The organism is Micromonospora sp. DT81.3 (assembly GCF_049847225.1).
Classification (GTDB): Bacteria; Actinomycetota; Actinomycetes; order Actinomycetales; family Microbacteriaceae; genus Microbacterium.
In genome coordinates, this window is record NZ_JBNCNY010000007.1 from 93,038 (window position 1) to 109,982 (window position 16,945).

Sequence of the window (16,945 nt, forward strand, 5' to 3'; positions counted from 1 at the left end):
CCCCCGGTCGTGCGGCCCGCTCCATCACCCTCGGCCGCGCCCGCCGCGAGCGGGTAGACGCCGGGACGTCAGCCGGGCTGCCAGGGGAACAGGTACCAGAGCACGGCGCCCGAGGCCGCCCAGAAGAGCACGATGAACACGGCGTCGCGGGGACGGAAGGGCACGAGGTACCGCTCGGTGCGGGTCGGATGGGCGCCGAAGGCGCGGGCATCCATCGCCAGGGCCACGCGCTCGGCGTGCCGGATCGCCCCCGCCAGCAGTGGCACGACGTAGCCCCACGCCCTCGCGACACGCGATAGCGGTCCGCGGCCGCCGTGGTGCCCCCGTACGCGGTGCGCGGCGCGGATCACCTCGAGTTCGTGCCCGAACCGGGGCACGAACCGATACGCGGCAAGGGCGGTGTAGCCGATGCGATAGGGCAGCCGCAGCTGCTGCACGCTGGCCCGGACGAGGTCAGGACCTGTGGTGGTCAGCCCTCCGACGAGCGCGAGCGACACGATCGCGGACAGCCGCAGCGCCGTCGCGAATCCGACCTCGAGTGCCCCCGCGTAGAGCACCCGGTCGCCGATGCGCAGCACTTCGGCCGTTTGTTCGACCTGGGTCGCATCGACCCACACGGCGAACCCGCAGCCGACCAGCACGACGCCGGCGGGGATCACCAGTAAGAGCAGCGCGGCGAGGCGACCCGAGAACCGGGCGCCGATCAGCAGCAGAGCGTACGACAGTGCGAGGAAGGCCAGAGGCGTCGCGAGGTCACGAACGAAAAGGAGGGCGAGCATCGCGGGCGCCGGACCGGCGATCTTCGAGAGGGGGTTGAGGCCGTACAGGAAGCGGGATGTCGGTGCCACTGGCGCGTACGGGTCGAACACCGCCGCGGTCACGCCGTCACCCCCGCGGGCAGATCGGAGAGGCGGATGGTGCCATCCAGCCCCGGGAGCCCGCGAAGCGCCCGAGCGAGCGGCGGGGGCCGGAGGCCCGCGCCCTCGATGTCCGAGTGGCGGGCGAAGACATCCGCCGTCGTTCCGGCGGCACGCACCCGCCCGTCCGCGAGCAGCACCGTGTGGGTGGCGTACTCGGCGACGAGCTGCATGTCGTGCGTCACGACGAGCACGGTCGTCCCCTGCGCATTGAGGGAGCGGAGAAGGCCGAGCAGCTCGTCCGCCCGGGCTCGGTCCTGCCCGAACGTCGGCTCGTCGAGGGCGAGGATCGGCGCACCGGCGATGAGCGCGGTGCCGACCGAGAGCCGGCGCTTCTGGCCGCCCGAGAGCAGGAAGGGATGCGTTTCCGCCTTGTCGGCGAGCCCGAAGCGGTCGAGCATGTCGCCGACCCGCGCGGTCACCTCGTCGTCCGGCGTGTGCAGGAGCCGCAGCCCGTGCGCGAGTTCGTCGAACACCGTGTGGGCGAGGAACTGGTGCTCCGGATTCTGGAACACGAAGCCGATGCGCGACGAGAGCTCCCGGGCGGACGCGGAGCCGGGGTCGAGGTCCGCGACGCGGATGCGACCCCGCGGCGGTGGAACGACCCCGGCGATGGCCTGGACGAGGGTGGTCTTGCCCGCGCCGTTGGACCCGATGACGGCGACGAAGGAGCCTTCCGCGATGTCGAGATCGATGTCGTGGAGGAGTGCCCTCCGGCGCCGCATGACGGTGAGGCGGCGGACCGAGATCAGGGGGGCGGGGACGGATGCCCGCGGCGCGGGTGCCGGATCCGGAGATGTGCGCGAACTCAGGACGGATGCCGCCGGAGCGGCCTGACCTGGGGCACTTCCCGTGATCTCCCGCACGCCGCCCGCGCCGGTGCGCCGGCCCGTGCCGGGGGGCGCGGCCGCACCGGCCGGCTGCGCCTCGCCGAAGGGCGAAGCCTCCAGTGCCGCCCGCAGTTCGGCCGGAGTCAGGGGCAGGGGCTCGAGCGGATGGCCGGCATCCCTCAGCCGCAGAGCCGCCAGCGTCGCCGTGGGGAGCCACACGCCCATGGCGACGAGCGCGTCGGCGTTCTCGCGCAGCACGTCGTGGGCCGGCCCGTCGAATACCAGGCGGCCCGACTGATCGAGCGCGACGACCCTGTCGACGAGCCCGATGGCCGCATCCAGGTTGTGCTCGATGAGCACGATGGCCCGGTCGCCCTGCGCGACGACGTCGGCCAGGGCGGCGTACACCTCGTCGATCCCCACCGGATCGAGGTTCGCCGTCGGCTCGTCGAGCACGAGCAGTGGCGAGCCCATGGCCAGCGCACACGCGATCGCGAGCCGTTGGCGCCCACCGCCCGAAAGGCGGTCCGGGTTCTCTGCACGCCGGTCCCAGAGACCGACGCGGCGGAGCGCCGCCTCGGAGCGCGCCATCACCTCGGCCACCGGCATCCGCAGATTCTCCGGCCCGAAGGCGACCTCGTCGAGCACGGATCCCGTGAACAGCTGGGCATCGGGGTCCTGGAAGACCATCGCGACGCGCGTGCTCAGCACGGCGACGGGCGTCTCGGATGCCGGCATCCGGGCCACTGCGATCGTGCCCCCGACCTCGGCGGGCAGCGCGTGGGGGATGAGGCCGTTCAGGCTCAGCGCGAGCGTGGACTTGCCCGAGCCGCTCGGACCCAGCACGAGCACGACCTCGCCGGCGCGAACCTCGAACGAGACATCGGACGGCGTCGCGGCCGGGGCGTCCTCGTGGCGGATGGCGACCCCTCGCAGCCGGAGAAGCGGGTCGCCCTCCGGGGAGCCCGCCACGGGCAGGTCGGCGCGGTCGGGCGGGGTCACGGCGGTTCTTCCGGAGTCAGCGGTCGGTTCGACCAACTTAGCCGAGCCTTACCTCACTTCTCCACTGGGCTTGAGCCACCGCGCAGACGCGGCCCCACTCTCTGCTTCCCGCGCGTAGGGCGGGCGGCTCAGCTCAGAGGCAGCGGGAGGATCAGCGCGGTGTGCGCGTCCGGGCCACACCCGCCCGTCGCAGCGCGGCCCCGATGGCGAGTCCCACGAGCGTCCACGCGACGGGGGACACCAGGAAGAATCCGACGTAGACGAGCTGCGCCCACGGCTCGAACCGGCCGACGTCTGCGGCGAGCCCGATGGTCGCCGCCAGCACCGCCCCGATGAGGAGCGCCGAGACGACGAAGCGCCATGGTTCCCATCGGCGATAGCGGGTGATGGCGGCGACGCCCTCCTGGATGCCCCCGATGAGGATGGCGGCGCCGAGGAAGCGCCCGGTCCACTGGGGTGCGAGGGCACTCGACACCAGCGCGCCCATCAGGTGCGTCATCAGGGCGACCCACGGCAGGCGCAGCAGTTCCTGCGCGATCACGCCCGGAAGCACCTGCGCTCCGAGGATGAGTCCGTAGAGAACCGGAATCGCGGCCGAGATGGGCACGCTCAGATATCCGGCGGTTGCGGAGAGGATGCCCGTGGCCACGCCGATCGCCGCGCACGTGAGCAGGACGCGCGTCGAGAGAGCGGAGGACGTTGGCACCAGCACAGCGTACTTGCCGTCGACGACGGGCCGGCCGCCCGTCAGGCCCGGCGGCGGCGAGGCGTCAGGCGCACTGCGGGCAGCGGCGGCGCCGGGATGCGCTCGTCGCCGTGGTCGATCACCTGTCCGAAGCGCTCCGACGAGCCTTCCCACTCTTCGCGCGCCTCGACGATCTCGTCGTGGTCGCGGCCCACGAAGTTCCACCACATGACGATCTCGTCGGGGAACGGCTCGCCGCCGAGCACGAAGACCGTTGCGCCGGATGCGCTCGTGACGTCGATGTGGTCCCGGGAGATGCCGAGGTAGAGCAGGTCGCCGATCTGCCACGAGAGAGCGGATGCCGCGGCATCCGCATCGGCCGAGATGTCGCCGTCCACGGCCAGCAGCGCGTACTCCCACTCCGGCTTCAGCGGCAGCCGCACCCGGGTGCCCGGCGACACGCGCACCTCCGCCCCGACGATCGGGGTGTACGCGCTGGCGGGGGAGACGACACCGGCGAACTCGCCCATCACCACGACCGCGTGCGCGGCGAAGTCCTCACTCGAGCCACGGTCCTCGCTCGCACCGATCACCTCGGCCGTCCTGGTCGCCGCGATGTGCAGTTGAGGCAGCTGCGCGTGCTGCTCGAACGCAGGTCCGCCGTGGCGGCGGCTCTCCGGGAGCGCGACCCACAGCTGCAGGGCATCAAGTTCGACCTCGTCCTCGCCGATGGAGTACTCCGAGTGCGAGATCCCGCGCCCGCTCGTCATCAGATTCAACGCGCCACGCCGCACGAAGACGTCGCTGCCGACGCTGTCGCGGTGACGCACATCCCCGGTGAACGGCCAGGTCACGGTCTGCAGCCCGATGTGCGGGTGCGGCTCCACCCGCATGCGGGCCCGCTGCGGTCCGAAGCGGTCGAGGAAGCACCAGGCTCCCACCATCGGCAGGTCGCGCTGCGGAAGCGCCCGGTGCACCGCCATCCCGCGGACGCCGCCGAGCGGCACCTCGCGCGACTCGAGCACGAGCGCGCGCGGGCCGTCGCAGAGCGCCGGCGCATCCTCGAACGCCCCTGTGCTGAGCCCCGTCGAAGCATCCGGACCCGAGTCGAGCCTGGTCACTCCGGCGGCTCTCCGGGGCTGGCCGAGTTCTGGGCGTCCCCGCGGCGCGGCCAGTCGATGACGGCGCCCGGCACGTCGTTCTCGCGCAGGTACTTGCGCACGAACGAGCACAGCGGAACGATCGTCTCGCCCCGGCGGGCGGCATCCGACAGCGCTTCCCGCACCAGGATTGCCCCGAGCCCCAGCCCCTTGTACGCCGGGTCGATCTCGGTGTGCGGGAAGACGACGCGTCCGCTGCCGTCGGGCTCGATCTCGGCGAAACCGGCGATCGCGCCCTCGACGCGGATCTCGTAGCGGCCGGACTCCTCGTTGCGCGTCACCGTCTTCTGCGCGTCGGCGGTGGCGGGCGCATCGGTGTCTGGAGTCGCTGTCTGGTCGGTCATGAACGTCCCTTCGTCTCCCTCTATCAACGTACGTGGGGCGCTCGCATTCCGCCAGGTCGCTCCGCACGCCGACCCTCTGGTGAGGGACCCGCGGCAGGTCTAGCATCAGCCTCAATCCGAGGTGCCCGAAACGCCTCGTACTGATTCAAGGGGGAATCATGAAGCGACGTTTGTCGTCCATTCTCGCGACCTTGGCTCTGAGCGTCAGCGCGCTCGCCATCGCCGCTCCGTCCGCCGCGATCGCCGACGAGCCGCCCGGCGTGGCGTATGTGGCGCTCGGCGATTCCGTCGCGTCAGGGAATGGAAACCTCCCGTACCTCGATGAAGCGTGCCTCCGGTCCAATCGGTCCTATCCCCTGCTGCTGGCGCGGGAACTCGGGCTGGCCGTCGTCTCGACGGCATGCACCGAGGCGTCCACCGCCGACGTGCTCGAACAGCTGGGGGATCTCGTGGTGGCGGGGGCCATCGGGCCCGAGACTGAGCTGGTGACCCTCACGGTCGGCGTGAACGACGTCCAGCTGGACGCGGATCCTGCTCCGGACTGGGGCGACGTTCTGGGCGCGTGCAGCAACAAGAGCCCCCTTCCGCCCGAGATGTGCGGGGTCCTGCTCACTGCCTCACTGCAGTTGCTGGCCACACTGCCCCAGAAGATCGAGGCGCTGATCGACGCCATCCGCGCCGAGGCGCCATCCGCGCAGATCATCGTCACGGGATATCCGCTTCTCTTCGGTGACTTCACCGGCACGTGCAGTGTCGGAGGTGGCGTCACATTCGGCGAAGAAGAGGCGCGACTCATCAACGCCGCCGTGTTGCAGGCGAACGATCTGATCGCGCAGGGCGTGGCTGCCGCAGGAGACGCGAACGTCATGTACGTCGATGTCGTCGCGGGCTTCGATGGGCACGGGCTCTGCGACACCGGGGACCGCTGGATCAGCGGCCTCATCGCTCCTCAGGCGAGGACGACGGATCGCGGCTTCCACCCGAACGCGGCGGGGCAACGGGCGCTCGCCGACATTCTGGAGGCGGCGATCGCGGGCTAGGACCTTCTCTGCCAGGCCGGCCAGCGTCGCCCGGCCTGGCAGACTCGACACGTGTCGACATCCCTTCTCGAGCACGTTCCGCGCGGCGCCGACGCCGACGCGATCTACGAGGGATTCCTCGCATGGGCGACCGACCAGGGTCTCAGCCTCTATACGGCGCAGGATGAAGCGGCGATCGAGCTGGTCTCGGGTGCGAACGTCATCCTTTCGACGCCGACCGGAACAGGCAAGTCGCTCGTCGCCGTCGCCGCCCACGCTGCCTGCCTGGCGCGCGGCGGCCGCACATACTACACCGCTCCGATCAAGGCGCTCGTGAGTGAGAAGTTCTTCTCCTTGGTCGACATCTTCGGCGCGGCGAATGTGGGGATGGTGACCGGCGACTCATCCGTGAATCCGGATGCGCCGATCATCTGCTGCACCGCGGAGATCCTGGCGAACCTCGCACTGCGGCAGGGAGCGGACCTCCCGGTCGACCAGGTGGTCATGGACGAGTTCCACTACTACGGCGATCCGGACCGCGGATGGGCGTGGCAGGTGCCGCTGCTGCTGCTGTCCCGCGCGCAGTTCGTGCTCATGTCCGCCACGCTCGGGGATGTCACGGCCATCGCGGATGACCTGTCCCGCCGCACCGGGCGGCCGACAGCGCGCATCACCGGCGTCGAGCGGCCCGTTCCCCTGCACTTCTCATACGCCCGCACGCCGGTGCACGAGACCGTCGAGGAGCTGCTCGAGACAGGGCAGGCTCCCGTGTACATCGTGCACTTCTCGCAGGCAGCGGCGATGGAGCGCGCTCAGGCGCTGTCGAGTGTGCGCATCGTCTCACGCGAGCAGCGCGATGCGATCGCCGAGGCCATCGGAGGATTCCGGTTCACCACCGCCTTCGGGCGCACGCTCTCACGGTACGTGCGGGCCGGCATCGGGGTGCACCACGCAGGGATGCTGCCGCGTTACAGGCGCCTCGTCGAGACGCTCGCGCAGCGGGGGCTGCTGCGCGTCATCTGCGGAACGGACACGCTCGGCGTCGGCATCAACGTCCCGATCCGGACGGTGATGATCACGGCGCTCGCGAAGTTCGACGGGCAGCGGATGCGGCAGCTCAGCGCCCGCGAGTTCCACCAGGTCGCGGGGCGCGCGGGGCGCGCCGGATTCGACACGGCGGGGACCGTCGTGGTGATGGCCCCCGAGCACGAGATCGAGAACGCGAGTGCGGTCGCCAAGGCAGGCGATGACCCGAAGAAGCAGCGCAAGATCGTGCGCAAGAAGGCCCCGCAGGGTTTCGTCAACTGGGGCGAGGCGAGCTTCGAGAGGCTGGTGGATGCCGAGCCCGAGCCGTTGGAGGCCCACCTGCAGCTGACCGCGGCGATGCTCATCAACGTCATCGCGCGAGGTGGCGACGTGTTCGCCAACGTGCGTTCGCTGGTGTTCGACAACCACGAACCACGGCCGCGCAGGTTCGAGCTCGCTCGCCGGGCGCTCGGGATCTTCCGCACGCTCGTGGCGGCGGGTGTCGTCGTGGTGGACCGGTCCATCACCGCGGCCCCCGTCATCCGCCTCACCGTCGATCTGCAGCCGAACTTCGCGCTCAACCAGCCGCTCTCGCCCTTCGCGCTGGCCGCGATCGAGCTGCTCGACCCGGATGACGCCCCGGACGCCGCCGGCACCGGGCACTACGCCCTCGATGTCGTCAGTGTGATCGAGTCGACCCTCGATGATCCGCGCCCCGTGCTCTCGCAGCAGCAGTTCCTCGCACGAGGTGATGCCGTGGCGGCCATGAAACGGGAGGGCCTGGACTATGACCAGCGCATGGATGCCCTCGAGGAGGTGACGTACCCCAAGCCGCTCGAGGAGCTGCTGCTGCAGTCGTACGAGGTCTTCGCGACCAGCCAGCCGTGGGTGCGCGACTTCGAGCTGTCGCCGAAGTCGGTCGTGCGCGACATGTTCGAGCGGGCACTGTCGTTCGCCGAGCACATCTCGTACTACCAGCTCGCGCGCAGCGAGGGGCTCGTGCTGCGCTACCTGAGCGACGCCTACCGGGCGATCCGTCAGACGGTGCCGTCGGAGGCGCAGACCTCCGAGCTGCTGGATCTCATCGCATGGCTCGGCGAGCTCGTCCGGCAGGTCGACTCCTCGCTGGTCGATGAGTGGGAGAGCCTCGTGAACCCGGTCAGCGACCCGAACGCGCCGGTCGTGCCACCAGCGCCCCCGTCGGTGCTGACGAACCGGCGCGCGTTCCTCGTGCTGGTGCGCAACGAGCTGTTCCGTCGGGTGCAGCTCGCGGCTCTGCAGAAGGACGACGACCTGGCGGCGCTCGATCCGGATGTCGACTGGTCCGCCGCCCTGGACGCCTACTTCGACGAGCACGACGAGATGCTTACCGGCGGCCCCGCGCGGTCGCCCCGGCTCGTGACGGTCGACGAATCGGATGCCGCGGCATCCGGTGTCTGGAGCGTCGAGCAGACGATCGACGACCCGGCGGGGGACCACGACTGGCGGATCCGCGGCGAGGTAGACCTGGCCGCGTCGGAGGAGGCGGGCGCCGCCATCGTCCGGATCACCGAGGTGCTGCGGCTGTAGTGCGGTCCACGGTTCCGATCGAGGGCGATGGTGCGGTTGGACGGACTTCGGAAAATGTCGCGGAGTTCGGATGATTTCCGGGTCAGTTTCCGATTGAGGCGCCATTCTCCGAAGTCCGTGACGGTGGATGCCGCCGTCCGGCGCGTCGCTTCGCTGCGCTCGCCCAGCGACCGGCTGGCGGTCGTTGGGCGCTTCTCCACAGTCGGCGCCGGCAGCGGTGCGCTTGCACGCATCAAGGGCACGGCACCAGGCCGTGTCGCCGCCGCTGGTTACACTCGACGGGTGACATTCCTCCCGGCAGATGACGCTCCGCCGCTCGAGGACTACGCCCCTTGGGATCCCGACGAGTTGCCCCAGCCCGACGACGATTGGGCGCCGCCCGCCGACGGAGACTGGGCACCGCCGCCCGAGAACGACTGGGCGACGCTCGGCCCCACCGCATCCGCCCGCACCGCACCCCGCGCAGCCGCGGAGCCGCGCGCCACACCCTCCCGCTACGCGACGCCGCTGGAGGCGCTGCACACGGTCTTCGGGTACGAGTCGTTCCGAGGCAATCAGGCCGAGGCGATCGACCAGTTGGTCGCCGGAGGTGACGCCGTCGTGCTCATGCCCACGGGTGGCGGCAAGAGCCTGGTCTACCAGATCCCGGCGCTCGTGCGTCCCGGCACCGGGCTCGTCGTGAGTCCGCTGATCGCCCTGATGCACGACCAGGTCGACGCCCTGGTCGCCAACGGCGTGCGCGCCGCGTACCTGAACTCGACCCAGGCGCCGCAGCAGCGTGCGGCCGTCGAGCGGGCCTACCTCTCGGGCGAGCTCGACCTGATCTACGTCGCCCCTGAGCGCCTCTCGAACGCGGCGACGCGTGCACTGCTGCAGCGCGGCAGCCTGTCGGTCATCGCGATCGACGAGGCGCACTGCGTGTCGCAGTGGGGCCACGACTTCCGCCCCGACTACCTGACGCTCGGCGAGCTCGGCCAGCAGTTCCCCGGGGTCCCTCGCGTGGCTCTCACGGCGACCGCGACCGAGGCCACGCACAAGGAGATCACCGAGCGCCTGCGCCTTCCCGACGCCCGGCACTTCGTCGCGAGCTTCGACCGGCCGAACATCCAGTACCGCATCGTGCCCAAGGCCGAGGCGCGCCAGCAGCTGATCGCGTTCATCAATTCCCTTCGACAGGCTCAGGGACCGGGGGGACAGGCTCAGGGACCGGGGGGACAGGCTCAAGGACCGGGGGGACAGGCTCAAGGACCGGGCGGACAGGCTCAAGGACCGGGCGGACAAGCTCGGGGACCGGGGGGACCGACGCCGGGACACGGTGGGCCGGCACCCGCGGGCATCGTCTACTGCCTCAGCCGCAAGACCGTGGAGCAGACGGCGGAGTTCCTGCGGACGAAGGGCATCGACGCACTCCCGTACCATGCGGGGCTCGATGCCGCGACGCGCAGCGCGAACCAGTCGAGGTTCCTCCGCGAGGACGGTGTCGTGATGGTCGCGACCATCGCGTTCGGTATGGGCATCGACAAGCCGGATGTGCGCTTCGTCGCCCACGTCGATCTGCCGAAGTCGGTGGAGGGGTACTACCAGGAGACCGGGCGCGCGGGCCGCGACGGCGAGCCGTCGATCGCGTGGATGGCGTACGGCCTGGGCGACGTGGTGCAGCAGCGGCGGCTCATCGACCAGGGCGCAGGCGATGCGGCCCACCGGCGCAGGATGGGGCAGCACCTCGACGCCATGCTGGCACTCTGCGAGACGACCGGATGCCGGCGCATCGACCTGCTCGGATACTTCGGCGAGCAGTCGGGCCCGTGCGGCAACTGCGACACGTGCCTGGAGCCTCCGGAGGCATGGGACGGGACGATCGCTGCGCAGAAGCTTCTGTCGACGATCGTGCGCCTGCAGCGCGAGCGCGGTCAGGCGTTCGGCGCCGGCCACCTGATCGACATCCTGCGCGGCGCGCGCACCGACCGGGTCGCCCAGCAGGGGCACGACAAGCTCGCGACCTTCGGCATCGGCTCAGACATCTCCGACCAGGACTGGCGCAGCGTCGTCCGCCAGCTTCTCGCGCAGCGCCTCCTCGTGGCCAAGGGCGAGTACGGCACGCTCGCCCTCGGCGACGCGGCCGCAGAGGTGCTGGGCGGTCGCCGAACCGTGTCGCTCCGGCGCGATGTGATCGGACGAACGGGAGCCGGCTCCCGCCGAACCCGCGCCGGCGCGGGGGCCGAACTGACCGATGCCGGCGACCGGAGCCTCTTCGAGGCGCTTCGCGCGTGGCGGGCCGGCGCCGCGAAGGAACAGGGCGTTCCCGCCTACGTCGTGTTCGGTGACGCCACGCTCCGGGCGCTTGCAGAGGCGCGGCCGTCGTCCGTCCGGGACCTCGACGGCATCTCGGGCATCGGCGCCAAGAAGCGCGAAGCGTACGGCGAGGCCGTGATCGCGGTGATCGCGGCGGCCTGAGCGACCCCCGCCGGTCGGTCCGGTTCCGGATGCCGGTCGCTGAGCGCGTCAAATCGTCCAAGCCGCTGCCCGTGACCCCTCGACGGGCTGGGTGACGAGCGCCGCGTCAGGCCTTGACCAGGCTCCGCGCGTACTCGTCCAGCAGACGCGGCAGGTCGACCGCGTCCGGCTCGTAGAGCCACTGATACTGCAGCCCGTCCCACAGGGCGACGAGCCATGTCCCGTCCCGTTCGGGGTCGACCCCTTCGGCGAGCTGTCCTTCGGCGCCGAGGCGCTCGAGCAGATTGGTGAAGAACGCCCGCGTCCGGACGAAGCGTTGCGCGAAGTAGCCGTGCGCGGGGTGGTCGGCGCTCGCCGCCTCGCACGAGAGCACGGCATAGACCTCGATCAGGCCGGGTGCCTCCCGGGCGCTGCGGGCTGCCCCCTCGGCGATTCCGGTCAGCTCGTCCCCCGGGCTGAGCGGCGGGCGGTCGGCGCGCACGAGCAGGCGATCGCGGCGGACGAGCACTGCCGTGAGCAGGTCCTCCTTGGTGCCGAAGTGGTGCATGAGCGTGGCCTTCGGGATGCCGACGGCTGCGGCGATCTCTTTGAGGCTGGTGCGGTGGTAGCCGTCCCGCGCGAACAGCAGCGAGGCGTCCGCGACGATCCGCGCCCGCCGCTCGCGACCCTTCGCATACCCGGTCGCCTCCGGCTCGAGCGCCGTGTACACCGGGATCGGATCCGGCGCCGGGGGAAGGAGGACCTTCGACCTCTCCCCGCGCATCCACGCGAGCCGCTCCTCGAGGTGTCGCGGGATGTCGATGCCGTCGTTCGCGTACAGCGACATCAGCTGCAGCCCGTCCCACCCCGCTGCCACGGCCGTGGCGTCGTCGAGCGGATTCCCGGTTGCGCCCGTGGCGACGAGATCGCGGCGCGTGTACTCCCGCACTTCGCGGTACCGCTCCCGCATGCGCTCATGGGCGGGGTGGCGGATGCTGGTCGCCTCGCCGGCGAGCATCGCGAAGAGCTGCACGTACCCGGGCGCCTCCGCGTTGCGGCGGGCCAGCCCCGGGATGGAGAGCGGGTTGTCGGACCCCTGTGTGTGCACCCACTCGCGATTGCGCCGTTCGAGCCGCTCCACGACGGCGGCCAGGATCTCGTCCTTGCCCGTGAAGTGCCGCAGCAGACCCGGATGCGAGATGCCGGCTCGTGCGGCGATGTCGCGCAGCGATGTGGCGCCGAAGCCCGGCGAGACGAACAGGTCGGCCGCGGCATCCACAATCTGCTCGCGTCTGCGCACGCCGTTGACGTACTGGCGTCGCGTCGTCGTCGCGCTCATCTGGTCTCCTCCACTCCGAGGCTGCTCACGGCTAAAGGTTACCAAGCGGTCGGCATCAATGTGTACGATCGTCCCTGCGCCGCGGCGCACTCCCGGGAGAGGAACCCGACATGACAGATCTGACCGCAACACGCACCGACGCACCAGCCGCCGACCGTCCATGGCTCGATGCCGGCCTGCCCGTCGACGAGCGGGTGGAGCTGCTTCTCGCCGAGATGACGCTCGAAGAGAAGGCCGGACTCTTCTTCCACACCATGATCGCGGTCGGGGACCTGGCCGAGTCGAACCCCGCCTTCGGCACGCCGTCGGCGGTCGACTTCGTGGAGTCGCGGCACATGACGCACTTCAACCTGCTGGGAACTGCGCCGAGCGCCGGCGAGATAGCCGAGTGGCACAACGCGCTGCAGCGCCTCGCCGCATCCACTCGTCTCGGCATTCCGGTCTCGCTCTCGAGCGATCCCCGGCACTCCTTCAGCGACAACCCGGGCGCCGCGATCATGGCGGGTCCGTTCTCGCAGTGGCCGGAGACGATGGGTCTCGCTGCGATCGGCGACGAAGAGCTCGTCGAGCGCTTCGCCGACATCGCCCGGCAGGAGTACACGGCGGTCGGGCTGCGCGTCGCGCTGCACCCCCAGGTCGACCTGGCCACCGAGCCCCGCTGGTCTCGTGCGGTGGCCACGTTCGGCGAAGACGCCGATCTGTCGGCGCGACTCGGCGCCGCCTACATCCGCGGATTCCAGGGCGCGTCCTTCGGCGCCGGCTCGGTGTCCACGATGACCAAGCACTTTCCGGGTGGCGGTCCCCAGAAGGACGGCGAGGACCCGCACTTCGCCTACGGCCGCGAGCAGGTCTACCCCGGCGATGCGTTCGAGCTGCACCTCACGCCTTTCGAGGCCGCGTTCGACGCCGGCACCCGCCAGGTGATGCCGTACTACGGGATGCCCGTCGGCACGCAGTACGAGGAGGTGGGCTTCGGCTTCAACAAGTCCGTGATCACGGGCCTTCTGCGCGAGCGCTACGGCTTCGACGGCGTCGTCTGCACCGACTGGGGCCTTCTCACCGACGCCGAGATCTTCGGCGACCGGCACCCCGCTCGCGCCTGGGGCGTGGAGCACCTCTCGCCGCGCGAACGCATGAAGAAGGTGCTGGATGCCGGTGCCGACCAGTTCGGCGGCGAGGCCTGCCCGGAGCTGCTGGTCGAGCTGGTGGTCGACGGCGACATCGCCGAAGAGCGGCTGGATGCCTCCGCGAGGCGCCTGCTGCGCGAGAAGTTCGTCCTCGGCCTCTTCGACGCCCCGTACGTCGACGCCGAGGCGGCAGGGGCCATCGTCGGATCGCCCGAGTTCCGCGCCGCGGGCGCCGAGGCACAGCGCGCCTCGATCACCGTCCTCACGAACGAGCTGATCGGGAGCGTGCAGCCGACGCTCCCGCTGGCTCGCGGTCTGCGCATCTACGCCGAGGGCATCCCGGCCGAGATCGTCGCCGAGTACGGGGTCCTCGCACAGGGACCGAAGGACGCCGACGTCGCGATCCTGCGACTGAAGGCCCCGTTCGAGACCCGAGCCACGACGTTCGAGAACTTCTTCCACGCCGGTTCGCTCGACTTCGATGCGGAGACGATCGCGCATGTCCTCGAGGTCGCCCGTGCGGTGCCGACCGTCGTCGACGTGTTCCTCGATCGGCCGGCGATCCTGACCCGTCTCGTGGGAGCGGCATCCGCCGTCGTGGCGAACTGGGGTGTCAGCGCGCACGCTCTGCTGGACGTGCTGACCGGTGCGGCGCATCCGAAGGGCCGTCTCCCGTTCGACCTTCCGCGCAGCACGGCAGCCGTCGAGGCGAACCGGCCGGACGTGCCGTTCGACACGGAGGACCCGCTGTTCCGCTTCGGGCACGGCCTTCCGCTCTAGCGTCGCTACTTTCTCTCGACGACGACTCCGCTGGGGACGGCGGGGACGGGCGCGCCCTTGAACGCGCGGTCGAACCAGGCGCCGAGCAGCCCGCGGGTGATCGAAAGCTGCGCCGACCGCGATATCGAGCCCCGGTCGCAGCCGACGCCGAGGAAGGCGGTCGACTCGATGAAACCGCAGTGGTAGCCGCCGGTGATCGTCGCGAACGTCGCAGGAGAGGGCTTGGCGTTGTAGATGCCGCGCGTCGTGACCGGCGCCACCACCGTGTCGGCCGAACCGACGACGAAGAGGGCACCCACGGCGATGCCGGCCGCCGCGGCCGTGGCCGACGGCGTGGTCTGGGCGGCCGCCAGAGTTGCGATGCTGTCGATGTCCGGGTATCGATCGGCAGCGACCACCGCGGCGCCGCCGCCCATGGAGTGACCCGCCACAGCGTCGAGGGTCAGGCTCGCGTTGGGCTGGGTGGACCGCACCCACCGCAGCGACCGCCAGAGGTCGTCGGCGAAGCGCGAGTGGTCGGGTGCGAAGCCGCCTTCGCTGTTCGGAGCGATCACCACGTAGCCGCGGGAGGCGATCGAGTTAAGCGTGCCTGCGTATTGTGCGGTGGACTGCAGGAAGCCGTGTCCGAAGGCGATCACGGGGTACGTCCTGGGAGCGCTTCCGCTCGGCTGGACGAGCCGGGCCGAGAAGGAGCGACCGTCGATCTTCACCGTCACGGTGGTGGTTGTGACCGGGAGAGCCGCCGCGGCCGCGACCAGAGCCGTGGGGGCCGCGGTCGCCGCAGCGACGGGGGCCGCGGAAGGTCCGAGAGTCGACCCGAGGGCCACGGCGAGGGCGGCCACGATGCCGGCGAGGGTGCGTTTCATGCGTTGACCATAGTCCCGCGGAGCGCTCCGGCCACCATGGTCACGTCCGGCGATCCGCTCCGCCTGACCGCTGAAGGGGCCCTCTAGGCTGGGCGAGCGGTCAGCGGCGACCGCGGGAGGATTCACGATGAGCCCGAGCAATATCGAGATCGCCCAGGCGGCGACTCTGCGTCCGATCGGCCAGATCGCCGAGAGCCTCGGCATCCCGGATCATGCCCTGGAACCGTACGGGCGCTACAAGGCGAAGGTCTCACTGCCCTTTCTGCAGGGCATCGAGGGTCGCCCGCAGGGCAAGCTCGTGCTGGTGACCGCGCTCTCGCCGACACCGGCGGGTGAAGGCAAGACCACCACGACGGTCGGGCTCGGCGACGCGCTCACGCGCATCGGCGAACGGGCGATGATCTGCCTGCGCGAACCCGCGCTCGGGCCGGTGTTCGGCATGAAGGGCGGGGCGGCCGGCGGGGGCCGCGCCCAGGTCGTGCCGATGGAGGACATCAACCTGCACTTCACCGGAGACTTCTCGGCCATCGCTCTGGCCACGAACCTGCTCGCGTCGCTCATCGACAATCACGTGCACCACGGCAACGCGCTGGGCATCGACGTGCGGCGCATCACCTGGCGTCGGGTGCTCGATGTGAACGACCGTGCCCTGCGGGATGTGGTCGTGGGGCTCGGTGGGGCGGGCAACGGCTACCCTCGGGAGTCCGGCTTCGACATCGTCGTGGCGTCCGAGGTCATGGCGATCTTCTGCCTGGCCACGAGCCTCGCCGACCTGAGGCACCGCCTGGGCCGCATCGTCGTGGCGTACACCCGCGACAGGACACCCGTGCTCGCGAGCGACCTCGCCGCGCACGGCGCGATGACGGCGATCCTGCGCGATGCGCTGGCGCCCAATCTCGTGCAGACGCTGGAGCACACCCCGGCCTTCATCCACGGCGGGCCGTTCGCCAACATCGCCCACGGCTGCAACTCCGCGATCGCCACCGGCGCGGCCCTGCGTCTCGCCGACTACGTCGTCACCGAGGCCGGCTTCGGCGCCGATCTCGGGGCCGAGAAGTTCGTCGACATCCTCTGCCGCACCTCCGGTCTGCGCCCTTCCGCCGCCGTGATCGTCGCCACGGTGCGGGCGCTGAAGTACCACGGCGGAGTCGAGGTAGCGGGTCTGCCTGCCGAGAACGTCGGGGCCCTGGAGCACGGTCTGGTGAACCTCGAGCGTCACATCGCCACCGTGCGGGAGGTGTTCGGCCTGCCGTGCGTCGTCGCCATCAATTCCCGGGCCGAGGACACGGATGCCGAGGTGGCGGCGCTGATCGCCGGTGTCGAACGCCTCGGCGCGAAAGCGGTCCTCGCCACGCACTTCGCCGAGGGCGGCGCCGGGGCCGAAGACCTCGCGCGCGAGGTCGTGCGACTGTGCGACGAGCCGAGCGAGCTGCGGTTCGTCTATCCCGCCGAGGCGACGCTGTGGGAGAAGATGCGCACCATCGCCCGGCGCATCTACGGGGCCCACGACATCACGGCCTCGACGGCGGTCCGCACCCAGATCCGCCGCCTGCAGGACGCCGGCTACGGGCACTACCCCGTCTGCGTCGCCAAGACCCAGTACTCGTTCTCCACCGATTCGAAGCTGCGCGGAGCACCGACCGGGCACTCGGTCGACATCCGGGAGGTGCGCCTGGCCGCCGGTGCCGAGTTCGTGGTCATGGTGTGCGGCGATGTCATGACGATGCCCGGCCTGCCGGAGCACCCTGCCGCGATGGAGATCGATGTGACCGAGGACGGCCGCATCGTCGGCCTGTTCTGACCCGCGACGGCGCCCGTGTGTGGGGGCTGTACAACGCCCGTGGGTGA

Annotated in this window: 12 protein-coding genes; 5 read left to right on the forward strand and 7 right to left on the reverse strand. The window is 70.7% G+C overall.

Features of this window, described 5'->3' with window-relative positions; genetic code table 11:
• Window positions 1-68: 68 nt before the first annotated feature.
• From ACPW96_RS16235 to ACPW96_RS16255, 5 genes are all read right to left on the reverse strand, one after another.
• Complete coding sequence (locus ACPW96_RS16235; protein WP_425884302.1) at window positions 69-881, reverse strand: energy-coupling factor transporter transmembrane component T; 813 nt, start codon at window positions 879-881, stop codon at window positions 69-71.
• Window positions 878-2,749 (reverse strand): ABC transporter ATP-binding protein, encoded by a 1,872-nt coding sequence (locus tag ACPW96_RS16240; protein WP_425884303.1) that lies wholly within the window; start codon window positions 2,747-2,749, stop codon window positions 878-880. Before ACPW96_RS16240 ends, ACPW96_RS16235 begins: the two co-directional genes overlap by 4 nt.
• Window positions 2,750-2,900: 151 nt before the next feature.
• Window positions 2,901-3,455, reverse strand: coding sequence for an ECF transporter S component (locus ACPW96_RS16245; protein ID WP_425884304.1), 555 nt, complete (start codon window positions 3,453-3,455; stop codon window positions 2,901-2,903).
• Window positions 3,456-3,496: 41 nt separating this feature from the next.
• Entirely contained in the window at window positions 3,497-4,555 is a 1,059-nt protein-coding gene (locus tag ACPW96_RS16250; RefSeq protein WP_425884305.1) for a pirin family protein, read from the reverse strand.
• Window positions 4,552-4,938 (reverse strand): GNAT family N-acetyltransferase, encoded by a 387-nt coding sequence (locus ACPW96_RS16255; protein ID WP_425821969.1) that lies wholly within the window; start codon window positions 4,936-4,938, stop codon window positions 4,552-4,554. Before ACPW96_RS16255 ends, ACPW96_RS16250 begins: the two co-directional genes overlap by 4 nt.
• Before the next feature lie 158 nt (window positions 4,939-5,096).
• Here ACPW96_RS16255 and ACPW96_RS16260 point away from each other — a divergent pair, with 158 nt between their 5' ends.
• The 3 genes from ACPW96_RS16260 (at window position 5,097) to ACPW96_RS16270 (ending at window position 11,006) form a co-directional block, all read left to right on the forward strand.
• Window positions 5,097-5,978, forward strand: a complete 882-nt coding sequence (locus ACPW96_RS16260) for an SGNH/GDSL hydrolase family protein (RefSeq protein WP_425884306.1) — start codon at window positions 5,097-5,099, stop codon at window positions 5,976-5,978.
• Between the two features lie 51 nt (window positions 5,979-6,029).
• On the forward strand, window positions 6,030-8,552 hold the full coding sequence (locus ACPW96_RS16265; protein WP_425884307.1) for a DEAD/DEAH box helicase: 2,523 nt from the start codon (window positions 6,030-6,032) through the stop codon (window positions 8,550-8,552).
• A gap of 507 nt (window positions 8,553-9,059) precedes the next feature.
• On the forward strand, window positions 9,060-11,006 hold the full coding sequence (locus tag ACPW96_RS16270; protein WP_425884447.1) for a RecQ family ATP-dependent DNA helicase: 1,947 nt from the start codon (window positions 9,060-9,062) through the stop codon (window positions 11,004-11,006).
• A gap of 106 nt (window positions 11,007-11,112) precedes the next feature.
• Here the strand turns inward: ACPW96_RS16270 and ACPW96_RS16275 are convergent, their stop codons facing one another.
• Window positions 11,113-12,324 (reverse strand): TetR/AcrR family transcriptional regulator, encoded by a 1,212-nt coding sequence (locus ACPW96_RS16275; protein ID WP_425884308.1) that lies wholly within the window; start codon window positions 12,322-12,324, stop codon window positions 11,113-11,115.
• 110 nt (window positions 12,325-12,434) lie between these two features.
• On the opposite strand from ACPW96_RS16275, the gene ACPW96_RS16280 reads away from it, so the two are divergent.
• A complete protein-coding gene (locus tag ACPW96_RS16280) occupies window positions 12,435-14,231 on the forward strand; it encodes a glycoside hydrolase family 3 protein (protein WP_425884309.1) in 1,797 nt (598 codons plus the stop codon).
• 5 nt (window positions 14,232-14,236) lie between these two features.
• On the opposite strand, the gene ACPW96_RS16285 is transcribed toward ACPW96_RS16280, so the two are convergent.
• Window positions 14,237-15,097 carry a dienelactone hydrolase family protein gene (locus ACPW96_RS16285; RefSeq protein WP_425884311.1) on the reverse strand — a complete coding sequence of 287 codons (861 nt, stop codon included), beginning with the start codon at window positions 15,095-15,097 and terminating at the stop codon, window positions 14,237-14,239.
• Between the two features lie 127 nt (window positions 15,098-15,224).
• Between ACPW96_RS16285 and ACPW96_RS16290 the strand changes: the two genes are divergently transcribed.
• Window positions 15,225-16,898: a formate--tetrahydrofolate ligase gene (locus tag ACPW96_RS16290; RefSeq protein ID WP_425821955.1), complete on the forward strand. Its 1,674-nt coding sequence runs from the start codon at window positions 15,225-15,227 to the stop codon at window positions 16,896-16,898.
• Window positions 16,899-16,945 lie beyond the last annotated feature (47 nt).